The sequence below is a fragment of the Chakrabartyella piscis genome (genome assembly GCA_030067835.1).
Classification (GTDB): domain Bacteria; phylum Bacillota; class Clostridia; order Lachnospirales; family Anaerotignaceae; genus Chakrabartyella; species Chakrabartyella piscis.
Genome location: CP092441.1, coordinates 287,836 through 308,877, shown reverse-complemented (window position 1 = coordinate 308,877; position 21,042 = coordinate 287,836). Strand labels below are relative to the sequence as shown.

Here is a 21,042-nt window from a genome sequence, read left to right as displayed (position 1 = left end):
CCTCATATTATACAAAATATCCTTTTTATGATTTTGTAGGGAACAGTTTTGACTGTTCCGTTGTTCTACCATAACCATTTTGTTATACTGCGGAATGGTCAAATCCACGGTGCATTGCACCATCTCCATTCCCTACAAACCCATCTAATAATCATTTACGATTTTTGATACCGTATCAATAATAACGAAAAAACGAGGCAGTTTACCTGCCCCGTAATTTATGTTATGGTTCGAATTAGCCAGCAACTACACCAGCTACGTTATAGTTCATAGAACCACAGATTACACCATCATCGATAGGATCTGCTTCTGTACCGTCATTTTTCATAACAGGTTCTTCTACTTGTGTAATTGTACCATCAGCAGCAATTTCCAAAGAAACGCCAGAGAATACATCCCATTCACCAGCAACCATCATAGCAGCAACTTCGTCAATGATTTCTTGTGTGCCAGCAGCAGCATTGTCAGAAAGTGGAGAAACATCTACAAAGCCTTCTGCAAGACCACCATAGAAATTACCTACTGTAGACATAAAGGAGCTGGAATCAGCCATAACAGCTTCCATTGCTTCTTGATAGTAGATGTACCAGTTCCAAACAGGAGCTGTAATATGAGCAGCAGGAGCTTGTTCTGTCATATCGGAGTTGTAACCACAACCATAGATACCATTTTCTTCTGCAACCATTTGAGGTTGAGCAGAGTCACTGTGTTGTGTGATGATACCAACATTGTATGTGTCAATCAAAGCTTGTGCTGCTTGACGTTCCAAAGCTTCGTCACCCCAGCTGGAGATTTCGTTTACATAAACAGTTGCATCAGGGTTTACAGCTTGTACACCCAATGTGAATGCATTGATACCGGAACATGTTTCAGCGTAACCCAAGTTCCAAGCAGCAACATAACCCAAGTTATCATTGCCAACTTCCAAGGATTTCATACCAGCAGCAATACCGGAAAGGTAACGAGCTTGGTAGATACGACCGAAGTAGTTGTTGAAGTTAGATTCATTGCTCATGTAACCTGTTGCATGAGAGAATACGATATCAGAATATTCTTCTTGGTTTGCAGCAGCATCCATAGCATTAATGTAACCGAAGGAAATACCAAAGATTACGTCACAACCTTGACCTGCAAGATTGTCGATAGCAGCAGCCACTTGTGTGTCATCTTCTGGCACATTGTCAACGATTTTGAGTTGAGTTGCTGTATCCAAACCAAGATTTTCCATAGCTGTTGTAATACCATTATGATGTTGGTATGTGTAACCAGCTGTATCATTTTGGCTTGTGATGTAGATAGCACCCACCATGAAATCTTCATCTGCGGATACAACTTCTTCTGCACTTTCAGCAGATGCACTAGAGCTGGAATCAGCTTCGGATGTGGAAGTAGAGCTAGAGCCACAACCTGCAACGGATACTACCATGGACATCGCCAAGGCAAGAGCAAGCAATTTTTTCATTTTCTTTTTCTCCTTTTTTTGTCTGTTTCTTCCTTATGAGAGTTTTTTATAAAAATGCCTATTGGCAGATTTAACGATTTTTCAGATGCTTCGTCATTACATTCCTCTGCATGACAAGCATTGTTACTGTCATTCCGAACATAGCGAGGAATCTTTGATTTTGTGACAGTTTATGACGGTTGATTCGTGAATCAACCCTACAATTGCCACCACATTTCCATTGATTGGATATTGTAGGGGATGGGTTTCCCATCCCATTTAGTTTTCCACAAATGTAACGCCATCTTCTTCACTGAGGCTTTGTACACGTGCCAAAGATTCCACACGAATACCCATGCCACGAATCAAATCGCCACCTGGTTGGAATGCTTTTTCTACTACAATGCCTGCACCAGCAATTTCTGCGCCAGCATCTTTGACCAAACGAATCAAACCTTCCAGTGCTGCACCATTTGCAAGGAAATCATCAATAATCAAGACTTTATCTTCAGTTCCCAAATATTCTTTGGAAAGAATGATATCATAAATACGTCCATGTGTGAAGGACTCTACTTTGCTGGTATACACATCGCCAGCAATGTTTTTGGTTTGGTTTTTCTTGGCAAAAATAACAGGGCAATTGTCAAAGTGTTGTGCCACAATACAAGCAACACCAATGCCAGATGCTTCGATGGTCAAAATTTTGTTGATGCCACATCCTTCAAATCGACGACGAAACTCCTTACCAATTTCACCCAAAAGTTCCACATCAATTTGGTGATTCAAGAAACTATCCACCTTGAGTACTCCTGTACCACGCACTTTACCATCACGTCGAATTCGTTCTTTTAACAATTCCATAATTTTGAGATACCTTCCTTCTGTGTGCAAAAAATCTTTTCAAAATACCAGTTGGTCGATACTCGAAAACCATTCAAATTGCAAATGGTTTCAGCCCTCACAACAAAATACGTCAACATCCCACATGTTTTGACATAAAATAATACTTTTTTATTTTAACGAATATTATACATATCTGCAACTCTTTTCACCTATTTTCTCAAACCATAAATAGATAAATTTTTCATAGATTTTACATAGATTCTATCCAATTTGACGAATCAACCTATTATTTTACGCAAATTCCCCAAAAACCACTATGAAATCCTACTGCACCCCTCAGTATTGATTTCTGGTTGCAATAAATTCATTACATCTGTCACATCATTTGCTGCCACAAACATACTCTTTTTCCCTTCAAATCTTTTCAATTTGGAAGCATTTATTAGCATATATTTGCCCATTGCAGTATCGGAAAGCACCAGACGAATTGCATCTGTATTTGCTTGTTTCATTGCTGCCAAAGGACAATCTGTACACACTTCTCCCAAACCACGCAACACCTTGTAACAAACATCCCCCACTTGGATATGGGGTACTTTCCCCTTGGTATATGCATTGAAATAGCTCAATTTGTAGGTTTCTTGATCCACTATATAGGAGAAATAGTTGAGGGAATCCATAACTCCCAAACGTTCTTCTGAAATGCTTTTTGTATGTTCCAATGCACCCTTATAATTCAAGAATTGTACAATGATTTTGCTGGCATGTAACAAGGTACTGATTTCAATGGGGCTCCAAATACGTTGGCTACTACAATCGTCAAAACCAATGGCATACACCACATCCTCACCAGAATATGTATAGGCATGCAGGAAGGATTTGATGTCTTGTATATCCAAAATCTCCTTCACTTCATCTTCCAAAGCCATTACATCGTTACAATAGATGATACCTTCTTCATTGCCTTGTTTCATTAGAATTTGGAAGGTTTCCTTGGGTATATTTTGGCAAACATCCATTGCCGATTCAATTCCATCTGCACACCATTCATATGTATTGTCATAACAATCTGCTACAGTTTTGCTGCGTTCAAAGATATATACACGACTGACTCCAAAACGAGAACCCAATGTTTGCAACACACATTTAAGAGAGATGTCCAAATCATTGGTTTCAAATAGTAAATTGAAGCATCCTGAAATCACTTTTGCATCGAAATGTTGTGACATTGCACGTGTTGCCACATCATAAGGCATTGTATTTTCCATAGTGCCTTTGGATAACTTTTCATCATAAAACACATATGCATTTTTGCCACGATTTTTGGCATCAAACAAAGCCACATCTGCATGTTCATATAATTCTTGGAATCCAAATCCATTTTTTGGATAGGTTGCAATACCCACACTTGCAGAAATACGATAGGTGTGTACTGCCCCTTGGAATGTACGATCCATTTCTTGCAAAATGGTATTCGCTTTTTCTACAATACTGTCATGGGATGCGGTATCCTTCATGAACACCATAAATTCATCGCCACCAATACGCCCTACATAATCTGTAGTGCGGAACAAATCTCGTAATTTCTGCCCCACATCTGCCAAAACCATATCGCCAAATTGATGCCCCAAATTGTCATTGATTGCTTTGAAATGATCCAAGTCCACAATAAACACAGTGTGTTCTTTTTCTGGTGATGCTTTCAACTCTCTTGTAGCCAATTGTTCAAATACTTTTTTACGCAAACAACCAGTCAATGTATCCACATTGATTTGTTCTTCCATTTCCTTTTGGTTTTGGATATTGGAAATACGTCCAATGACTTCCTTGGGTTTTCCATTGTCATCACACAAAACCTTCCATTCTTTTTGCAACCAAAGGGCTTTGCCAAAACGATCATAGGCTCGATAATAACCAGTGCCATCTTCTCCAGCATTCATTTTACGTAGGGTTTCCATAAAATTACCAAAGTCTTGTTCATACACTGCATTTTTTTGCAACAAACATGTCGGATAGTTTTCATATTTTGTTTCCAGACCCAATGCATCACGAAAATTCCCATAAAAATGAATCACATCCTGTTGGATAAAGTATCGAAACAGCAAATCAGACGCCAACGTTTGCACTGTTTGGAAGAAAAACTTTTCATTTTCCAATTCTGTAATCAACGCATGTTTTTCATCAGTTCTATGCAAACGACAATACAATTTTTGTACTTCTCCTGCTATTTTTAGGATTTTTGTACCACTGAAGGAAGCAAAATGAGTTTGTCCAAGTGCATCTTTCAATTGAATGTCCAAACAAAATCCTTGTTCTTTTTGGAATTGTCTTTGTAATTGTTTTTTGTATTCCACTTGTTTGCTTGCTTCTATGACATGTCTAAACTTCCCTTGGAATATATTCCAAAAGGATTTTTCATCCACACCAAAAAAAGCATAAAAGGCTTCATTTCCAAATTGAATCGTCAAATCATCATCCAATGTCACAATAAAAGTGGGTTCTGGATAGCTTCTAACGACAGCTTGGAACTGTTCCTTTGTCATATAATCTGTCATATTATGTTCACGCATCTTCGGAAGCCCCCTTATCTTTTGTGTTTTCGTACATTTGTTTCTCAATTTCATATATCTTCTCAAATGGTTGTGGTTTCGAGAACAAATACCCCTGTGAACGCAAAATTCCATAGGCTTCCACAACATTTTGAATTGCTTCATTTTCTACAAATTCTGCCACCACATCAATAGAAAGTTGGTGTGCCAAAGAAACAATGATACCTATAATGATTTCGTTTTCTGGTTTTTCATGGGCATCTCTAACGATTGCACCATCAATTTTCAAATAATCTGGTTGGATTTTTACAATTTCCAACAAATTGGAATATCCAGAACCAAAATCATCAATGGAGATTTTGACACCATATGCACGCACTTCTGCAATAAAGTCCTTCAATGCCTCCATATCTGAAAAACACTCATCCTCCAGCAATTCAAAGGTGATGTTTTCTGGTTTATGGAAGGTTTTGAGACGTTTTTGCAACACTTCTCTAAATTTTGGAGAACCAATGTCATGTGCACACAAGTTGATGTTGACAGCACAATCAATGGTAGAAAAATCATCCAAAACCGCTTCTAGCATCTGCAAATTCAAGTCCAAATACAAGCGATATTTTTTGGCTGTATCCATAAAGAAATAGGGTGTCAAAACAGTCCCATGTTCATCCACAATACGCATCAGTGCTTCGTATTTATCAATTTTACCCAAACGGTTGTTGTAAATCCCTTGGTAATAGGGAATTACTTTCTTTTGTGCAATTGTATTTTGAATGAGGTGGATAGACTCCAATTCTTTTCTGATGGCAGTCTTGTCTTGTGCCTTTGCATCCAATACCATCATACGTGTTTGTGTATTTCGACTCATTTCTGCTTGTCCATATGCTTCTTCCAATAGGGATTCGCTACCAGAAACCACCACAAAACGCAGAATAATTGGTGTATGCACAAATTTATTTTGTACTTCGTCACAACGTCTATCCAAACGGTGAATCAACTCCAAAAACTCTTGTTTTGTCCACTGGGCTGTTGCTGCAATGACAAAAGAATCTGCATTTCCAGAATACACAAATATATCTTCATGTTCACGCAAACGTATTGCATCCAAACGTCCAATGATTTCCTTAAGCTGTGCTGTATATTCTGCCTGACCCATAAAACTAATGAGGATATCTGCATTTTCTACCTTCACCAAACAAAGTTTATCAAAGCCATATTTCACCTTATCCAAGGAATATTGCAACATATTTCCTATGTTTAAGCTGGAATCAATGTAGCGATAAAAGTCTGGTTGATGGGTTCTTTCATATGCCATTGCATCTGTCAACAACTGCTCTTGTTCTATGCTTTTGGCTTGTGTTTGGTTGTTGAGCAAAAAATCCAACAAACCTTCATTTTCTACTTGTATACCTTCCAATTGATCCAAACGTGTTAAGTCCACTTGGAGATAGTGCTCTTCTTCGCAAATGCCACTGAGCACACAGGAACCATTGAGCAATTCATTTTTACCATGGTAGTGACCAAATTCACCCAACAAAAATACACCACTGATGGGGTTTTTGTGATAAGGTGAAATTTCCCATTTGGCACAGTTTTTCAAATATAGTTTTCGAAATACACAACTATAGCAGAACAATTGCTCTATCGGTGTTTCCATAATTTCTTTGCAAGCTTTTTTACATTCTTCTACACATTTCGCTGGTGATGTGTAGCTGATGCGGAATTTTGTACCACTTTCCAACTGGGTAAAGTATTGTGAAATTTCTTGTGCTTCCTGATCAAAGTGTACAAATCGAGTTGCTTTTTTGTAGTCCTCCAATGCAATTTGGAAACGCACCAAAGGGTCATTATTTGCAATTTCTTCCCATGTATCATACTCTTGGTTGCTTTTGAATCCTAGGTTTCGTTGCAACCAACTTTGCGCAGATTCCCCTTCAATTTCATAAATGATTCTACCTTCTGCTTTTGTGATGGTATAGGGTTCACTGATCCGTTCACGAGCTGTGTTGATGCGGTTGTATGTAGAAATGCCACCAGAAACACCTGCACAAATCAAACCTGAATGGATATATTCTTTGTCATTGAACACAAATGGCAATACCTCTGATTCAAACAATTCACCTGACATACCACCAACCACCTGCATACCAGACATTCTTTCATTGATTTGGTCAATGAGTTGATGTGCTTCTCCATAATAGGCACCCAAAAATAGGCGTAACAATTTTGGTACACCATCTGACCAAACTGCTTCCAAATTGCTTGCAACAGCATTGGCATCTTTGCCTTCTATGGAAAATAAGTGGGTTTCTATTTTGGAATCTTTGTATTGTTCTATGGTAATCATGGTGTGTTGGTCAAATTGCTTTCCACGATAAATGACACCATTGACACTACTACCAATGATTTGTGCATATGGCAATTTTGTCTTCACGTCTTGTGCCAAAGTCACACATGCTTCTGGTTCCAATACCGTTGTGAAAATCTGTACCAAACACGCTTTTTCTACATCTACAGTTGCTATACTTTCTGCAAAATCCTTCATAGAATGGTATAAATGTTGAATGGATATCATCAAACACGCCTCCTAGTTACAATTACATCCCCGTTTTGTAGTTTGCCAACAATTCAGCAGTTTCATACACACCTGCATCTCCTACAAGTCCAAACTGTTTCTCCATAAATTTTCTTTCTGGTGTATCTGATTGTACCACAACGAAATAATCGTATTGGCTGAACAAATCTTCCAAACCTTCTTCTTCCAACACAGAAATTTCATCCACTTCTTCTGCCCATAAATAATATCTTCCCACATGGTGCAAATAGTAGCTGGAAACTTGTGCATTGTAATCTAGTGCATACAACAAATAGGAACTGTCATCCACTTCTTGCCAACGATCTCCAACTATGTTTTTCATTCTTGCTGGCAAAGAATTGTGAAATGCATCACCGGCATGTACAGTACCGCTATATTCAGAAGTCAAAATCATAAACAACAACATAAAGCAAAGCACACATCCAAAATGATATGCCTTTTTTGCTTCCACAGAAGAAAAAGATTTGTATTCTTCCACTTCATCCAAGTGATAATGGAAGGAGTTTTCAATATCCAAAGTCAAACACATGGTCATAATTCCAACAATCAAAACCATAAGACTGCTGACATATCGCTCAAAACCAGCCAAATAAACGGCTTCTACCACTGGCATAGAATAGATATACATTGCCAAAATACCAATATAATAGAACAACAAAATTCCATTGCACACCACAAATACCTTTGGCAACCTCCATTTGTGTTTCAAAATTACACAACCAATGAGCCACGCAACAATGCTACCCACTTCAAATGCCCACAAACCAATGGTAGGTCGCAAACCAAAGTCCACAAAGCTATGTAAGAATGCACGCAAAATCATTTGAATATCTTCTGGTGTTTTGTCGCCAATTCCAGCAGCAATGGAAGCAATGTCTGTTTCAAATTTATGCTCCATACCTACAAATGTATAATCCACATGGAGATTCCACAGAATCAAAGGCAGCATTGCCACCAACAGATACACTGCCCATTTGCCCCAAATCCTCAAATTTTCTTTGGTTGCAATGGTTTCTTTTTGCCCCAGTACCATATCTCCATTTGCAATTTGTTCTTTGATACCTGTAAAAATCAAATATCCCATTGCCACAACTGCAAAGAAAGCACCTGTCCCTTTCACCACAACCAAAAAGCCTAAAATAGGCGTTACAATCAAAAATGCTTTTTCAATATGTTTGCGATGGGTGTAAATAATTGCCAAAATTGCCAAAGTCAACATAGGCAACACAAAATCCACCAACAAGTTATTCAAACGTATGGTGATGTTGAAGAAAGAAAGCGCACTGAGCCCCAATGCCAACACAAAATGCAACAAAACCCTTCTACGTTCTTGGATGATGCCAAACATTGCAGCAAAACAAGCAAAAATCACCATTGCCTGTGCCATCAACATAACACCTTGTACTTTTCCTACAACCAAACACACAAAATAAATCCAAGAAGCCATACCAAGTGGATAATTGTTGAATTCAATCATCACACTGTCAGCTGTTGGAAAGCTATTGGTCAACAACATTTCTTTGATTACTGTTGCCCAATGGGTGAAATTGTCATATTGAATCAATTCTGCATCCACCAACAACCCACCAAATTCCAAGAAGCCAACTGCCACCAAAATCAGTGGTATTGGCATATGGAGTTGTGCTCCATTTTTACGATAATCCACCAAAATGGCATACACAGAAAACCCAGTCCCCACAAGTGCCAAGCCATAACCGACATACAACAAACCACCAATCAAACCACCAAAAAACAAAACCAATGCAATGGTGGAAATGGTGAATATAGGTATGAAATGATAGTTGATTTTCAAATATTTTCTGGCTGCATAGAAAAACCCATGTACAATGAGTATCAGCCAAATCCCCCGTATTGTATAAAACATAAATTCCATATCTACACCCCTACCTTTGACGATATTCCCCTAGGTTCCATCAACTTGCAATCAACGCATCTATTGTTTTGGTCAAGTTGACACCACTTAAGGTCAGCTGTTCCAAATTCATCACTTGGAATAGAGTTGCATTGTATTTTTCTACTGATTTATGGGTATTGAGCAATTGCATCACAGTACCATCTGGACAACGGAGTTCATACAATTCTTCTTCTGATGTTTGCTTTTCCACAAAATCAGAAATGGTGAAGTATTTGAAATTGAAATCGTGAATGTAGCCCATTGCACCATCTTCAAACACAACCCTTTGCCCAATGTCTATACGTGCATATTTTCTACGCTGTATTTCTGGTTTCACAAGTCTATTAAGAACATTGCGCTTCATATCATCAAACACAGAATTCCATTTATCTGTTTCTTTTGGCAAAGAATGGGCTCTATCGTAAATCAGTTGCATAAATTGACGTTTGTTGGCTTCATCAATGGTTTCAATTTCCATTGCATAGTGCCAATTTTGATACACACGTTTTACATACACCGTTTTACCAATCCATTCACTTCTATAATGGTCAGATTCCACCACAACTTTGACAGGTTTGTCTTCTGGTATATAAATTGCTTTTGTACTCCAAAACTGCATACCACCATCTGATAAATCCACAGTTTCTGCTTCATAGACCACATCACCACTGTAGACTTTCACCTTTTCTTTGGCTTTGATACGTTCTGATTTTCGATATGCTTTTCTGCCAGCCATAAAGAACACTGCATAAATCAAAGAAATCATATTGTATGCCAACCAGAAAATGATGACACTGCTATAAATCAAAATCCAACCATATTTTCCATCAATGAAACGAATCATAGCCAAAACCGACATAACAATCAAAATGATATGTGGTGTTGCATACACCATAGAAGAATTTTCTACATGTTCTTTGCTGGTCACCTTAAACTTGGTTTCTCTAATACCAAGGGTTTCCAAGAATACACATCCAATGAGATATGGTGCAAAGATGGTATCTATGGTTTGGCTCCAACGATTGGTACGTACATTGCTGGATAGGAAACGGAAAGAAGCACTGTAGCAAATATATGCTGGCAACCATAAGATCAACAACTCTTCAAAGCTACAATTTACCACCCTAAAATCAAACAGTGCAAATAAAATAGGTGCCAAAATAAAAATCAATCGATTGAAAAAAGACCACCAATACAAATATGCTGTCAAATAGGTGATACGTCCAGCCATTGGCAATTTGGATGAAAAAATTGCTTTTGTGTTATACAAACTTTGAATGATCCCCCTAGCCCAACGTTTTCTTTGTTTGAGCATACCCTTTACATCGGTTACCGTCAAACCAGCTGCTTGCACTTCTGATGTGGCATAGGTCACATATTGTTCTTGTTGCATACGAATGCTAACTTCAAAATCTTCTGTAATGGTTTTTGTAGGAAAACCACCAATATCCATCATTGCTTGTCTGGAAATGACAGTGTTGCTGCCTGTATAGGAAACAGCATTGGAGGAATTACGCATTACATTTACCTCTTTTGAGAAGAAATCTTGCTCATTTGGTACTGTATTTTCTGCGTAAAGATTGAATTGGAACAAATCTGGGTTGTAGAAACTTTGTGGCGTTTGCACAAGACCCAATTTGAAGGTTTCATCTCTTTCATCTTCTCTACGGTTACGCCAAATACCATTGTCATCAATGAAATCAGATAAGAAGAAATAAGGCACTGTTTTCATCAAAAACGTACGTTGTGGAATCATATCTGCATCAAAGGTTGCAATGAGGGGTGAATCAGTTTTGGACAATGCGTTGTTCAAATTGCCAGACTTTGCATGTTTGTTGTTTGCAAGCCCTAAATAACCAATGCCAAGACTTTCTGCCAATTCTGCAACTGCTGGTCTATTGCCATCATCACAAAAATAAATATGTACTTTGTTTTTGTCTGGGTATTCCATAAAGGTACATGCATTTGCTGTTTTGTATAAAATATCCAATGGTTCATTGTGTGTTGCAATGAACACATCTATATGTGGATAGAATTCATCTGCCACTTGTGGAAACTCCAAAGCTCCTTTGCTGGCTCTGAATTTACGATAAAACAATTCAAATGTGGTGAAACATGTAATCACTTCTGCCCCCACAAGCAAAACACCAAAAATCACATTTGCAATCCCATCTTCCAATGGCAATGTGAAAAATACACGCCAACACAAATAAATCAGCATCAATACCAGAGAAATCATCAAAAAAAGGTTTTGGAAAAAGCTTGATTTTCTCTTAATTGTCTGATAAATCACATGCTTCGGTTGTATCTGTTCTTTCTTTTGTTTCATATATCGGAACCGCCTTTCTAAAGACCCAAATTCGTTGTACTTGATAATTGATGCAGAATAAGACTGCATTGCTCATGAGTTTGACTGTTTTTTCATGGAGCCCAAAGCTCACAGAAGCGATATACACAAATCCTGTAGATGCCACCATATTGAGCAAACATAAGAAAATATATTTTTGAAAATTGCAATAACAAATTGAACACTTTTGAAATAAAGTTTACTGCTTGGTTCTTCTATAAATTTGATCAAGCTGATCTTCAAATAATTCTTCTGGTGTGTAATATCCCAATCTCTTTGTTGGGGTTGCGTTGATTTCATCCGAAAACGCCAAGATTTGCTCGGGAGAAAATTTTGTGATAGAGGTGGATTTTGGAATGAATTTACGCAAAACACGATTTGACCGCTCATTCACCGGACGCTCCCAAGAAGAATATGGATGGGCAAAATAAACCTCGCTACCTAGATTCTCGAAGTCTGAAAAACTGGCAAATTCACTTCCGTTATCTGTGGTAATGCTACGAAACACTTGATTGAATTTGTCTCCAAACTGTTGATGGAGCTGTTTCATTGCAGAGGCAACTCCGTCAGCGGTTTTTTCATCAATACGCAGGGTAATATAGTAACCCGTCAGCCGTTCAACAATGCTGAAAACGGCTGCTTCGCCCTTCTTTTTTTGACCCAAAACGGTATCAGATTCCCAGTGACCAAAGGTGTTTCTGAGGACAACTTCAAGAGGACGTTCTTCTATACTTTTTCCGTATAAACGCTTAGAAATACGGGGTTTTCCCTGTGGTCGACGTGTCAATATTTCTGGAAGGTCGAATAAAGAGAGGGGCAATTCTCCGCTTCTCAATCGGTTGTAGAGTGTTTTGGTACATGGAATGGTGTCTGGAGGAAATAACCCAAGCAACCTTGCACGACCCACGCAAGAATCAAACGACCTTTTGTGTTCTTTCACTTGCTTTACCAACCAAGAAATAAACTGCGAATCCTGAAATGACTTCTTAGGACGACGACAACGGCTCCGATTTTCTTTGTAAACGGTAGCGCCTCTCTTTGCAGAGTAAGTAGGCTTTCTCCCACGACCGGAGTAAGCTGGCGTGCCTCTTTCCAACTCATATCCTATTGTGGAAGGGCTACAATTCAGCTCACCAGCGATTGCTCTATTAGAGTAACCCAGTTTGTGTAGGTGTTGGATTGCTCCACGCTCTTCCGCTCCTAAGTGTTGCCCCTTCTTGCGTTCTACTGGATTTGTGCTATAATTGGTATTGTCCATAGTATTTGGCTCCTTCTCTTAGAATCTTGTGTGGTAACTTTATTCTAACAGAAAATCCATTCACTGTGGACTTTTTTATGTGTTCAATTTGATTATACAATTAACCGAAAATATATTTTATGGAAGATTTGTCTTTTTTTGCTTCCATACCAAATACATAGTTTCGATTTAGAGTATAGTTGATCCCCATAGAAATGAAACGTGCCACCACAACCGATATCCCAATACGCAACAAATGGTCTGTGGGAATGCGTGGTGTCAGATAATCCAACAAAAACCACGCAATGCCTATATCTGCTATGGTAGAAATCCCAGAAGAAAGGGAATATCTGCCAATGCTACCAAGCAGCACCTTTGCAATGCGTATACTGTCCTGAATGGGACGATAATGTGTCCCTTCATTGTTTCCTTCATAAATGGTGCAAATTGTAATGGTTTTGATTGGAATTTTTTCTGTGGCACAAACTGCCAAAACTTCCATTTCGTATTCAAATCGTTCTCCTTTGATGGATTGCATTTTCCCAAGCAAAGATACATCAAAGCCACGCAAACCTGTCTGGGTATCGCCAAACCATTTGCCAAATAAAAATAAAAAAAGAACAGAGGATATACTGTTGCCCACCTTAGACTTGGGTGGTATATGTGGCAAAGAAAAATCTCTACTGCCCAATACCAATGTCTTTGGATGTTGCAAAAGTGCCTCTGCTATATGACATACATCTTCAATTGCATGTTGTCCATCTGAATCTACAGTAATAATGCCACTGCAATTGGGTATATGCTCCCTAATATAAGCAAATCCCGTTTTCAGTGCTGCCCCTTTGCCACGATTCTCTTTGTGTACCAATACAGTACATTCTTTGTATTCCCCAACACCTGCAAAAATTGCATTGTAGGTATCATCTGATCCATCATTGATCACAACAATGCTTGTAAAACCACAGTCCACCAATTGTCCAATATAGGAAATCAATTCGTTGTCTGGTTCCAAACTTGGAATCACAATCACCATATTTTGATTTGCTTTTGTTTTGGAAGCTTGTTCCCCAAAGTCCATCAATTGCATTGTTTTTCTTTGCTCCTTTTATACATCATTGCGTCTGCAATATACATATTTTTACATATTTACCAAAAAAATGATAAAATCCCGCAATTTACCATACAATTTTTCTATGTTAAGCTCAATATATCATTTCCTATACCCTTTGTCTACATTCTTTTTGACCAATTCAAAAATTTGTCACATTCTTTACTTCATAAAAAAACCTCCTATGATTTTGGGTCATAGAAGGTTTCTGATACACATATTGTGTTGGTTGCATTTGCAATTAGTTGGAACTGGTATCAATGCCAATGCTTGCTGTTGCTTCATCCCATGTGACATCAATGCCAAAAGCACTGCACACATCACGCAATTTGAAATAGCTATTATCATTGATGGTATATGCTTCAAAAGATGTTTGCACCCCATCTACATAAATAGAAGAAGATGTTGTGTAATACGCTTTTGCTGTGCCATCACCTGCTGCCATTTCACTGCCCACAGAACTATATGCACTGCCAGAAATCAAATTGATGGCATTCAAATCACCATCCCAAGAAACATCAAATTGTTTTGTGGTGCCAGAAACTACATATGCAATGTCACGCAATTTGAAATAGTTGCTGTCATTGATGGTATATGCTTCAAAGGCTGTTTGCACTCCATCCACATAAATGGTACTGGATGCTGCAATTGCCATTTGTTGTGTATCAGCAGGTGGTTCTGTCATAGCCCCCTCTTCCATAGGTCGCATTTCACCATTCATTTCGCCACCCATACCACCTGGTTGCATTTGACCCATACCTTGTTCTGGTTGCATGGTTGCCAAGTATTCTTCCAAAGTCAATCCCAGTTCTGCTGCTTCTGCTTCCAAAACTGCCAACTCTTCTTCTGTCAATTCCACTCGTTCCATTTGCCCTTGCATTTGTTGTCCTTCCATAGCAGGCATTTCTTCTGCCAAAACAACTGTACTCATACCAAGCACCAATACCATAGCTCCAATCAAAGTACCCCATCTTTTCATTGTACTACCTCCTCAAGTATACCTTTTTCATTGTTTTTTTCCATTTTATAAGCTGAACCTAAAGTATTCCTTAAAAAATCGAGGTTTTTCCACAATTTCCACAGGTTTTAAGATTTTCCTTCTAAACCATACCCAATTTATTTGTATCATTTGCAAAGCTCATCTACTTTATTGCACACAAAAACCACCAAAACAATATTGGTGGCTGTAGTGGATGAATCAGATTTTATATCTATATCACATACATTCTTCTTTTTTTACTCCCAACAAATCCCTTTCCTTTTGAATGGGAATGGGAATCCCTCTTTTGCTTTCGCTCCAATCTTTTTCTAAATTTTTGCTTACTCGATGTACATAAGAAGCAAAAACCTCCAATTCCTCCTCTGTAAAATCTTGCAAAGCCACTGTGTTGAAATACTCCTCTGAGCGATATAACAACTGCAAAGCAGCAAGACTTTTTTCTGTTGTATATAATTGAACTTTCTTTTTGGTGTTGTTTTTATCCACTTTATAGATAAACCCATTTTCCACCAATCTATTGATTACCCTAGAAGCTGTAGAACGTTCAATTTTCAACATATCCGACAACTGCTCCAAAATAATACCCGGATATTCAAAAACACGCACCAAATATATATATTGGTTTTTGGATAACTGGTATTCTCTAAATTCAACATCTGTTATGGCTTCAATGCAACGTGCAACCGATCCAATTTCACGCAATATCTGTTTCATAAAAATCTCCTTTTGTACTACGTAAATTCCATTCTAATACTTTTATACCCCTTCAAACAAAACAATTTACTGGCAAAACATAGTATAACACAAAGGACAAACTAGATAAACCATTTTTTAGTTTTTTACACTCTGTACAAGGACATTTGTGCACATTTCAAAGAATACTGTATACATTTAGTTGTGCTTTGTTACATTTCCCTTGGTTTTCCCTAATATTTTGAATATCCAACTTTCCACACTATCCAAAACTGCCAAAATTTACATATTTCTACATTTTATATTGCAAATGCAACATTTATCTAGTATAATTATATTGTAAATGCAATATAACTCAGAAAGGTGGATGAAGTGTATGAGTACAAATGCAGCAAAAGGTTGTGCAGTATTGGTTCATACCTGTGCCCAGGTAAAGCCACATGAACGTATTACAATTGTAACAGATGATGTCAGTAAAGCAATTGCAGAAGAAATGTTTGCCTATGCATCCAAAGAATTTGAAGATGTTACTATGGTTTGTATGAAAACAAGATCCAATCATGCAGTGGAACCAACTGCTGGAGTTGCAGCTGCCATGGCAAGAGCAGATGTTATTTTCTCAGTTACAGCATTCTCTCTTTATAGCACCCAAGCAAGAATGGATGCTTGTGCAGCTGGAGCAAGATTTGTCAATATGGCAGATTATTCCATGAGTATGTTGGAAGAAGGTTGTTTGTTTATTGATTTTGCAGAATTGACAAAAATGGTGGATGATGTTTCCGATCGTTTGGTTGGAGATGTTTGTACATTGACTTCACCAGCTGGTACCAACTTCAAATGTAGTGTTGCTGGAAGAAATCCATTACGAGGACATGGATTCATCACAAAAGCAGGTAGTGCTGGTTCCCCACCAGATTTTGAAGCAGCAATTGGACCAACAGATGGAACTTCAGAAGGCGTTTTGGTATTTGATGCAAGTGTACCATATCCAGGTGTTGGTATCTTAAAAGAACCCATTGTTGCAACAGTAGAAAAAGGATTCATTACAAAAATTGAAGGTGGAGAACAAGCAAAAGTTTTGGCGGATGCTTTGGCTGCATACAACGATAAAAATGTATATTTGATTGCTGAAATTGGCTGTGGATTGAATACAGGTGCAAAAATCAGCGGAAGAATGTTAGAAGACGAAGGTGTATATGGAACCATACATATTGGTATTGGTGACAATCTTGCATTTGGTGGAACCAATCAGGTGCCATCCCATATTGATGCATTGATGTTCAAACCAACATTGACAATTGATGGACGTATGATTTATAAAGATGGCGTTATTGTAGAAGAATAAATATAAAGGAGGAAACAAAGATGGATAACAACAAAGGTAAATTTTTTGAAGATGGTTTGTATCAAGAAATAAGATCTCGTTTTGCTCACATGGACGACGATCCTTGTGTAGAAGGACGTAGAGTGTTCTTTGACAATGGTGGTGGCGCAATGCGTTTGCAAGCTGCATTGGATGCTTTTGTGGAAACAGACGCATATCCAGACTGTCCAGAAAGAACTTCTGATGCTTCTGGTATTCGTTTGGAAGAAATTTGGCACAAAGGGATTGCAGATGCAAAAATTGTATTTGGTGCAAAAAGCGGTCAAATTGCAACAGACTTTACTGCTACAGCGGTAATTATGCGTATCATCGAAGCAGTTATTGAAAATGTTCCTGGTACAAATGTTGTTGTTTCTGCGGGTGATCATGGTTCCACATATGATGCTTGTGAAATGTTCTGTAAAAAATTTGGCAAAGAATTCAGAGTTGTAAAAACAAATCCAAAAACAGGTGCTTCTGATGTAGAAGAATTCATCAAATTGGTGGATGAAAATACTTGTTTACTTTGCTTTATCTATGCTTCCAACACTTCTGGTGCAATTTATGAAGCAAAAGAAATCATCCAAAAAGCAAGAGCAATCAAACCCGATTTGTATACCATCTTGGATGCAGTACAATTTGCTCCACATAGTGTAATTGATGTTGAAGATTTACAAGTGGATGCCATCGATTTCACACCATATAAATTCTATGGAAACCGTGGTTTGGGCTTAGCATATCTTTCTGATAGAGCAGCTATGTTGCCACATCACCGTTATGCAGCAAATCCTGAAAACCATTGGGAAAATGGTAGTCCTGCATCTGGTCAATTCGCTGGGTTCAGTGCAGTTGTAGATTACTTCTGTTGGTTGGGTAGTCATTTCACAGATAGCACAGATCGTAGAGAATTGTTTGTAGAAGGTATGACACAAATGAAATATCACGAACGTGCTTTGTTGGATAGACTTTTGAATGGTACAGATGAAATTTCTGGTTTGCGTAATATTGAAGGCGTAAGTCTTTACGTAGATATCGAAGATATGACCAAACGAGAATTGCTCATCGGTATGGGCTTTGACCATTTGAGCATCAAAGATTCTGGTAAAGTATTGTACAAACATGGTATTGTTACCTTCCCAAGAACCAACGATTCTATGTTCTCCAAACGTATGATCAATGCTTTGGAAATTGAAGGTTTGCTTCGTGTAACACCTTGTCATTGCCATGGCAAAGAGGATGTAGATTACTTCCTGAAAGTTGTAGCTGAAATTGCAAAAACAAAAGAAATGGTATAAAATGGTAACTTATACTATTTGAAAACAGTGACCATGGAGGATGCCCCCTACATCTTCCATGGTACATTGAAACTCTCTATCCTAATCAAAGCGAAAAAGGAGGAATTCTAAATGAATGTAATCATTATTTGTTTATTGCTTTACTTCGTAGGTATGTTTGCCATTGCATATGCTTCTTCTAAGCAAATCAAAACTGCTGAAGACTACATGGTTGGTGGTGGAAAATTAGGCGTTTGGATTACAGCAATTGCAACCCAATCAGCTGCTATGAGTGGATTTATGTTCTTAGGCTTTGCCAGCTCAGCAGCCTCCAATGGTACTGGTGCCATTTGGACTGCAATCGCTTCTGGTACAGCACCTTTCATTTGCTTTGCAATTCTTGCAAGAAGAATGAGCACATATACACAAAAGAAAAAACCAAGAAGCTTCATCGATTTGTTGGAAACCCGTTATTATGACCAAGATAAAAAATATATTAGAACTCTTTGCTCCGTTATTATGTTTGTCTGTATTTCTGTTTACATCGGTTCTCAAATCTTGGGTGCTGGTAAAACATTCCAATATGTTTTGGGATTGGATTATAATGTAGCTGTTATCTTGGCAACTGTAATCGTTGTTATCTACACATCTGCTGGTGGTTTGTTGGCAGTTGCTTGGACAGATTTTGTACAAGGTATGTTGATGATTTTCGGTATTGCAGTTGGTCTTTATATTGCATTTAGTGAGTTCCATAGCTATTCTGGTATTGTGGAAGCAGTTGGTCTTGTAAATCCTGGTAAAGAAACTCCATTTTGGATGCAACCTTGGACAATTGTTGGTCTTTTGTCTGCTGGTGGTATTGCTTATTGTGGTCAACCTCATATCGTACAAATGTTTATGGGTATGAAAAGCCCTGATGATAGCAAAAAAGGTATGATTATTTCTGGTTTCACTGGCGTATTCCTTTTGATGGGTGGTTTTGTGGTTATGCTTGCAGCAGGCGTTTTGTTCCCAGAATCTCCTGATGCTGAATTGAACTATTTGATGATGGTACAAGCATATTTGCCTAATGTATTGATGGGTATTGTGGTTGCAGCTGTATTGTCTGCAATCATGTCCTCTACAGATGCGTTGTTGCACTCTGCAAATACCACATTGGTAAATGATTTTTACAATGGTGTATTGAAAAAAGGAACTGCAACAGACAAAGAATTGCTTTTCTTTGGACGTATTGCAGCGATTGTCATTGGTATCATTGCAATTTTGATTGCCCTATTCCCATTTGAAGGTTTCTTGTGGATTATGTGGTGGGCATTTGGTGGCTTGAGTGTATTTGCTCCTGTAGTGATCCTTGGTTTGCACTGGAAGAGAGCAACCCGTGAAGGTGCTATTGCAGCATTGATCATTGGTTTCATTGCAACCATCTGGTGGTTCGGTATGGGTTACTATAGTAGCGTTCACTTGTGTGTACCTGCTATTACAGTTACCACTATTGTTCATGTCATTGTAAGTTTGATGACACCAGCACCACCTCAAGAAGTACAAGATGATATCGAAAGTTTGAAAGTACAAAAATAAAGCATAAGAAACACCAAGTATACGCAATAGAACCTTCTATGGTAGAAAAACACATCTACTATAGGAGGTTTTTTTGATTGGAAATCCACAATTTCCACAGGTTTTATACCGCTTTCTTTCGTCTCCACAACCCCATCACAATTATTTTACATAGATTTTACTTTTTTAAACTTCATTTAAGTTACAGTTTCTAAACTATATCCATTGAATGATATAAATTTTTGAAAGGAGGGGTATTTATGAAGTTAAGACATGAATTCAAACATGAAATTTCAGAATTTGATTTTTTGGTTTTACGCAACAAATTGGCACATACGTTGATACCAGACAAAAATGGTACCAATGGCAAATATAAAATCAGAAGCTTGTATTTCGATAATATTTTCGATACAGCGCTGAGAGAAAAAATAGATGGTGTCAACTGTCGTGAAAAATTCCGCATTCGTTCCTATGACGATAGCACAAGTTTCATCCGTTTGGAAAAGAAAAGCAAAATCAATGGTTTGTGCAACAAAGTCAGCTGTAGAATCTATGCCGATGAAGTAGAAAAAATCATTTCTGGTGATATTGATTTTATGGAACACCACGAAGCAGCTTTGATGCGTGAATTGTTCTTTAAAATGAAAAACACCGGCTTGCATCCAAAAGCCATTGTAGACTACACAAGAGAAGCCTTCACCTATCCAGCAGGCAATGTACGCATCACCTTGGATTATAACATTCGTACAGGACTTTCCAGTACCGATTTTTTGAATCCAAATTGTGCCACAATTCCAGCTGGTGACAAAGTCATTATTTTGGAAGTCAAATGGGATGAGTACATTCCAGATTTTGTAAAAGCAATGGTACAGTTGGATAGACGAGCAACTGCATTTTCCAAGTATGGTGCATGTAGGATTTATGGATAAGATAACGGGTTGTCGAGGACGCCAACCCCTACAAGTACCAATCGAAAACATCACAAATATAATTAACGTATGTCGGTGGCTTGCTGCTGCCGTAACCTCACAACAACTCTGTAGGGCAAGGGTTCTACTCTTGCCACACTCACAACTATATTAACGTAGGGAATGGTCTTGACCATTCCGCAATCAATAA

14 protein-coding genes are annotated in these 21,042 nt (G+C 38.1%); 4 read left to right on the top strand and 10 right to left on the bottom strand.

Features of this window, described 5'->3' with window-relative positions:
• Window positions 1–235: 235 nt before the first annotated feature.
• The 10 genes from MJY40_RS01400 to MJY40_RS01355 all read right to left on the bottom strand — a co-directional run bounded on the left by MJY40_RS01400 (window position 236) and on the right by MJY40_RS01355 (window position 15,750).
• Complete coding sequence (locus MJY40_RS01400) at window positions 236–1,462, bottom strand: BMP family ABC transporter substrate-binding protein (protein WP_317855305.1); 1,227 nt, start codon at window positions 1,460–1,462, stop codon at window positions 236–238.
• A gap of 258 nt (window positions 1,463–1,720) precedes the next feature.
• A complete protein-coding gene (locus tag MJY40_RS01395) occupies window positions 1,721–2,302 on the bottom strand; it encodes a xanthine phosphoribosyltransferase (protein ID WP_317855304.1) in 582 nt (193 codons plus the stop codon).
• Between the two features lie 296 nt (window positions 2,303–2,598).
• Complete coding sequence (locus MJY40_RS01390) at window positions 2,599–4,854, bottom strand: sensor domain-containing diguanylate cyclase (protein ID WP_317855303.1); 2,256 nt, start codon at window positions 4,852–4,854, stop codon at window positions 2,599–2,601.
• Window positions 4,847–7,408, bottom strand: coding sequence for a bifunctional diguanylate cyclase/phosphodiesterase (locus tag MJY40_RS01385; protein WP_317855302.1), 2,562 nt, complete (start codon window positions 7,406–7,408; stop codon window positions 4,847–4,849). Before MJY40_RS01385 ends, MJY40_RS01390 begins: the two co-directional genes overlap by 8 nt.
• A gap of 22 nt (window positions 7,409–7,430) precedes the next feature.
• On the bottom strand, window positions 7,431–9,323 hold the full coding sequence (locus MJY40_RS01380; RefSeq protein WP_317855301.1) for a hypothetical protein: 1,893 nt from the start codon (window positions 9,321–9,323) through the stop codon (window positions 7,431–7,433).
• Between the two features lie 40 nt (window positions 9,324–9,363).
• On the bottom strand, window positions 9,364–11,673 hold the full coding sequence (locus MJY40_RS01375; protein WP_317855300.1) for a glycosyltransferase family 2 protein: 2,310 nt from the start codon (window positions 11,671–11,673) through the stop codon (window positions 9,364–9,366).
• A gap of 217 nt (window positions 11,674–11,890) precedes the next feature.
• Complete coding sequence (locus MJY40_RS01370; protein WP_317854549.1) at window positions 11,891–12,949, bottom strand: IS30 family transposase; 1,059 nt, start codon at window positions 12,947–12,949, stop codon at window positions 11,891–11,893.
• A 100-nt stretch (window positions 12,950–13,049) separates the two neighbouring features.
• Complete coding sequence (locus MJY40_RS01365) at window positions 13,050–14,015, bottom strand: glycosyltransferase (protein WP_317855299.1); 966 nt, start codon at window positions 14,013–14,015, stop codon at window positions 13,050–13,052.
• Between the two features lie 262 nt (window positions 14,016–14,277).
• Complete coding sequence (locus MJY40_RS01360) at window positions 14,278–15,015, bottom strand: stalk domain-containing protein (protein ID WP_317855298.1); 738 nt, start codon at window positions 15,013–15,015, stop codon at window positions 14,278–14,280.
• 237 nt (window positions 15,016–15,252) lie between these two features.
• On the bottom strand, window positions 15,253–15,750 hold the full coding sequence (locus tag MJY40_RS01355; protein WP_317855297.1) for a MarR family winged helix-turn-helix transcriptional regulator: 498 nt from the start codon (window positions 15,748–15,750) through the stop codon (window positions 15,253–15,255).
• 355 nt (window positions 15,751–16,105) lie between these two features.
• Between MJY40_RS01355 and MJY40_RS01350 the strand changes: the two genes are divergently transcribed.
• The 4 genes from MJY40_RS01350 (at window position 16,106) to MJY40_RS01335 (ending at window position 20,852) form a co-directional block, all read left to right on the top strand.
• Window positions 16,106–17,074: an aminopeptidase gene (locus MJY40_RS01350; protein WP_317855296.1), complete on the top strand. Its 969-nt coding sequence runs from the start codon at window positions 16,106–16,108 to the stop codon at window positions 17,072–17,074.
• Window positions 17,075–17,094: 20 nt separating this feature from the next.
• Window positions 17,095–18,387, top strand: a complete 1,293-nt coding sequence (locus tag MJY40_RS01345) for an aminotransferase class V-fold PLP-dependent enzyme (RefSeq protein WP_317855295.1) — start codon at window positions 17,095–17,097, stop codon at window positions 18,385–18,387.
• 111 nt (window positions 18,388–18,498) lie between these two features.
• Window positions 18,499–19,944 (top strand): sodium/proline symporter, encoded by a 1,446-nt coding sequence (locus MJY40_RS01340; RefSeq protein ID WP_317855294.1) that lies wholly within the window; start codon window positions 18,499–18,501, stop codon window positions 19,942–19,944.
• Window positions 19,945–20,183: 239 nt separating this feature from the next.
• Window positions 20,184–20,852, top strand: coding sequence for a polyphosphate polymerase domain-containing protein (locus MJY40_RS01335; protein WP_317855293.1), 669 nt, complete (start codon window positions 20,184–20,186; stop codon window positions 20,850–20,852).
• Window positions 20,853–21,042 lie beyond the last annotated feature (190 nt).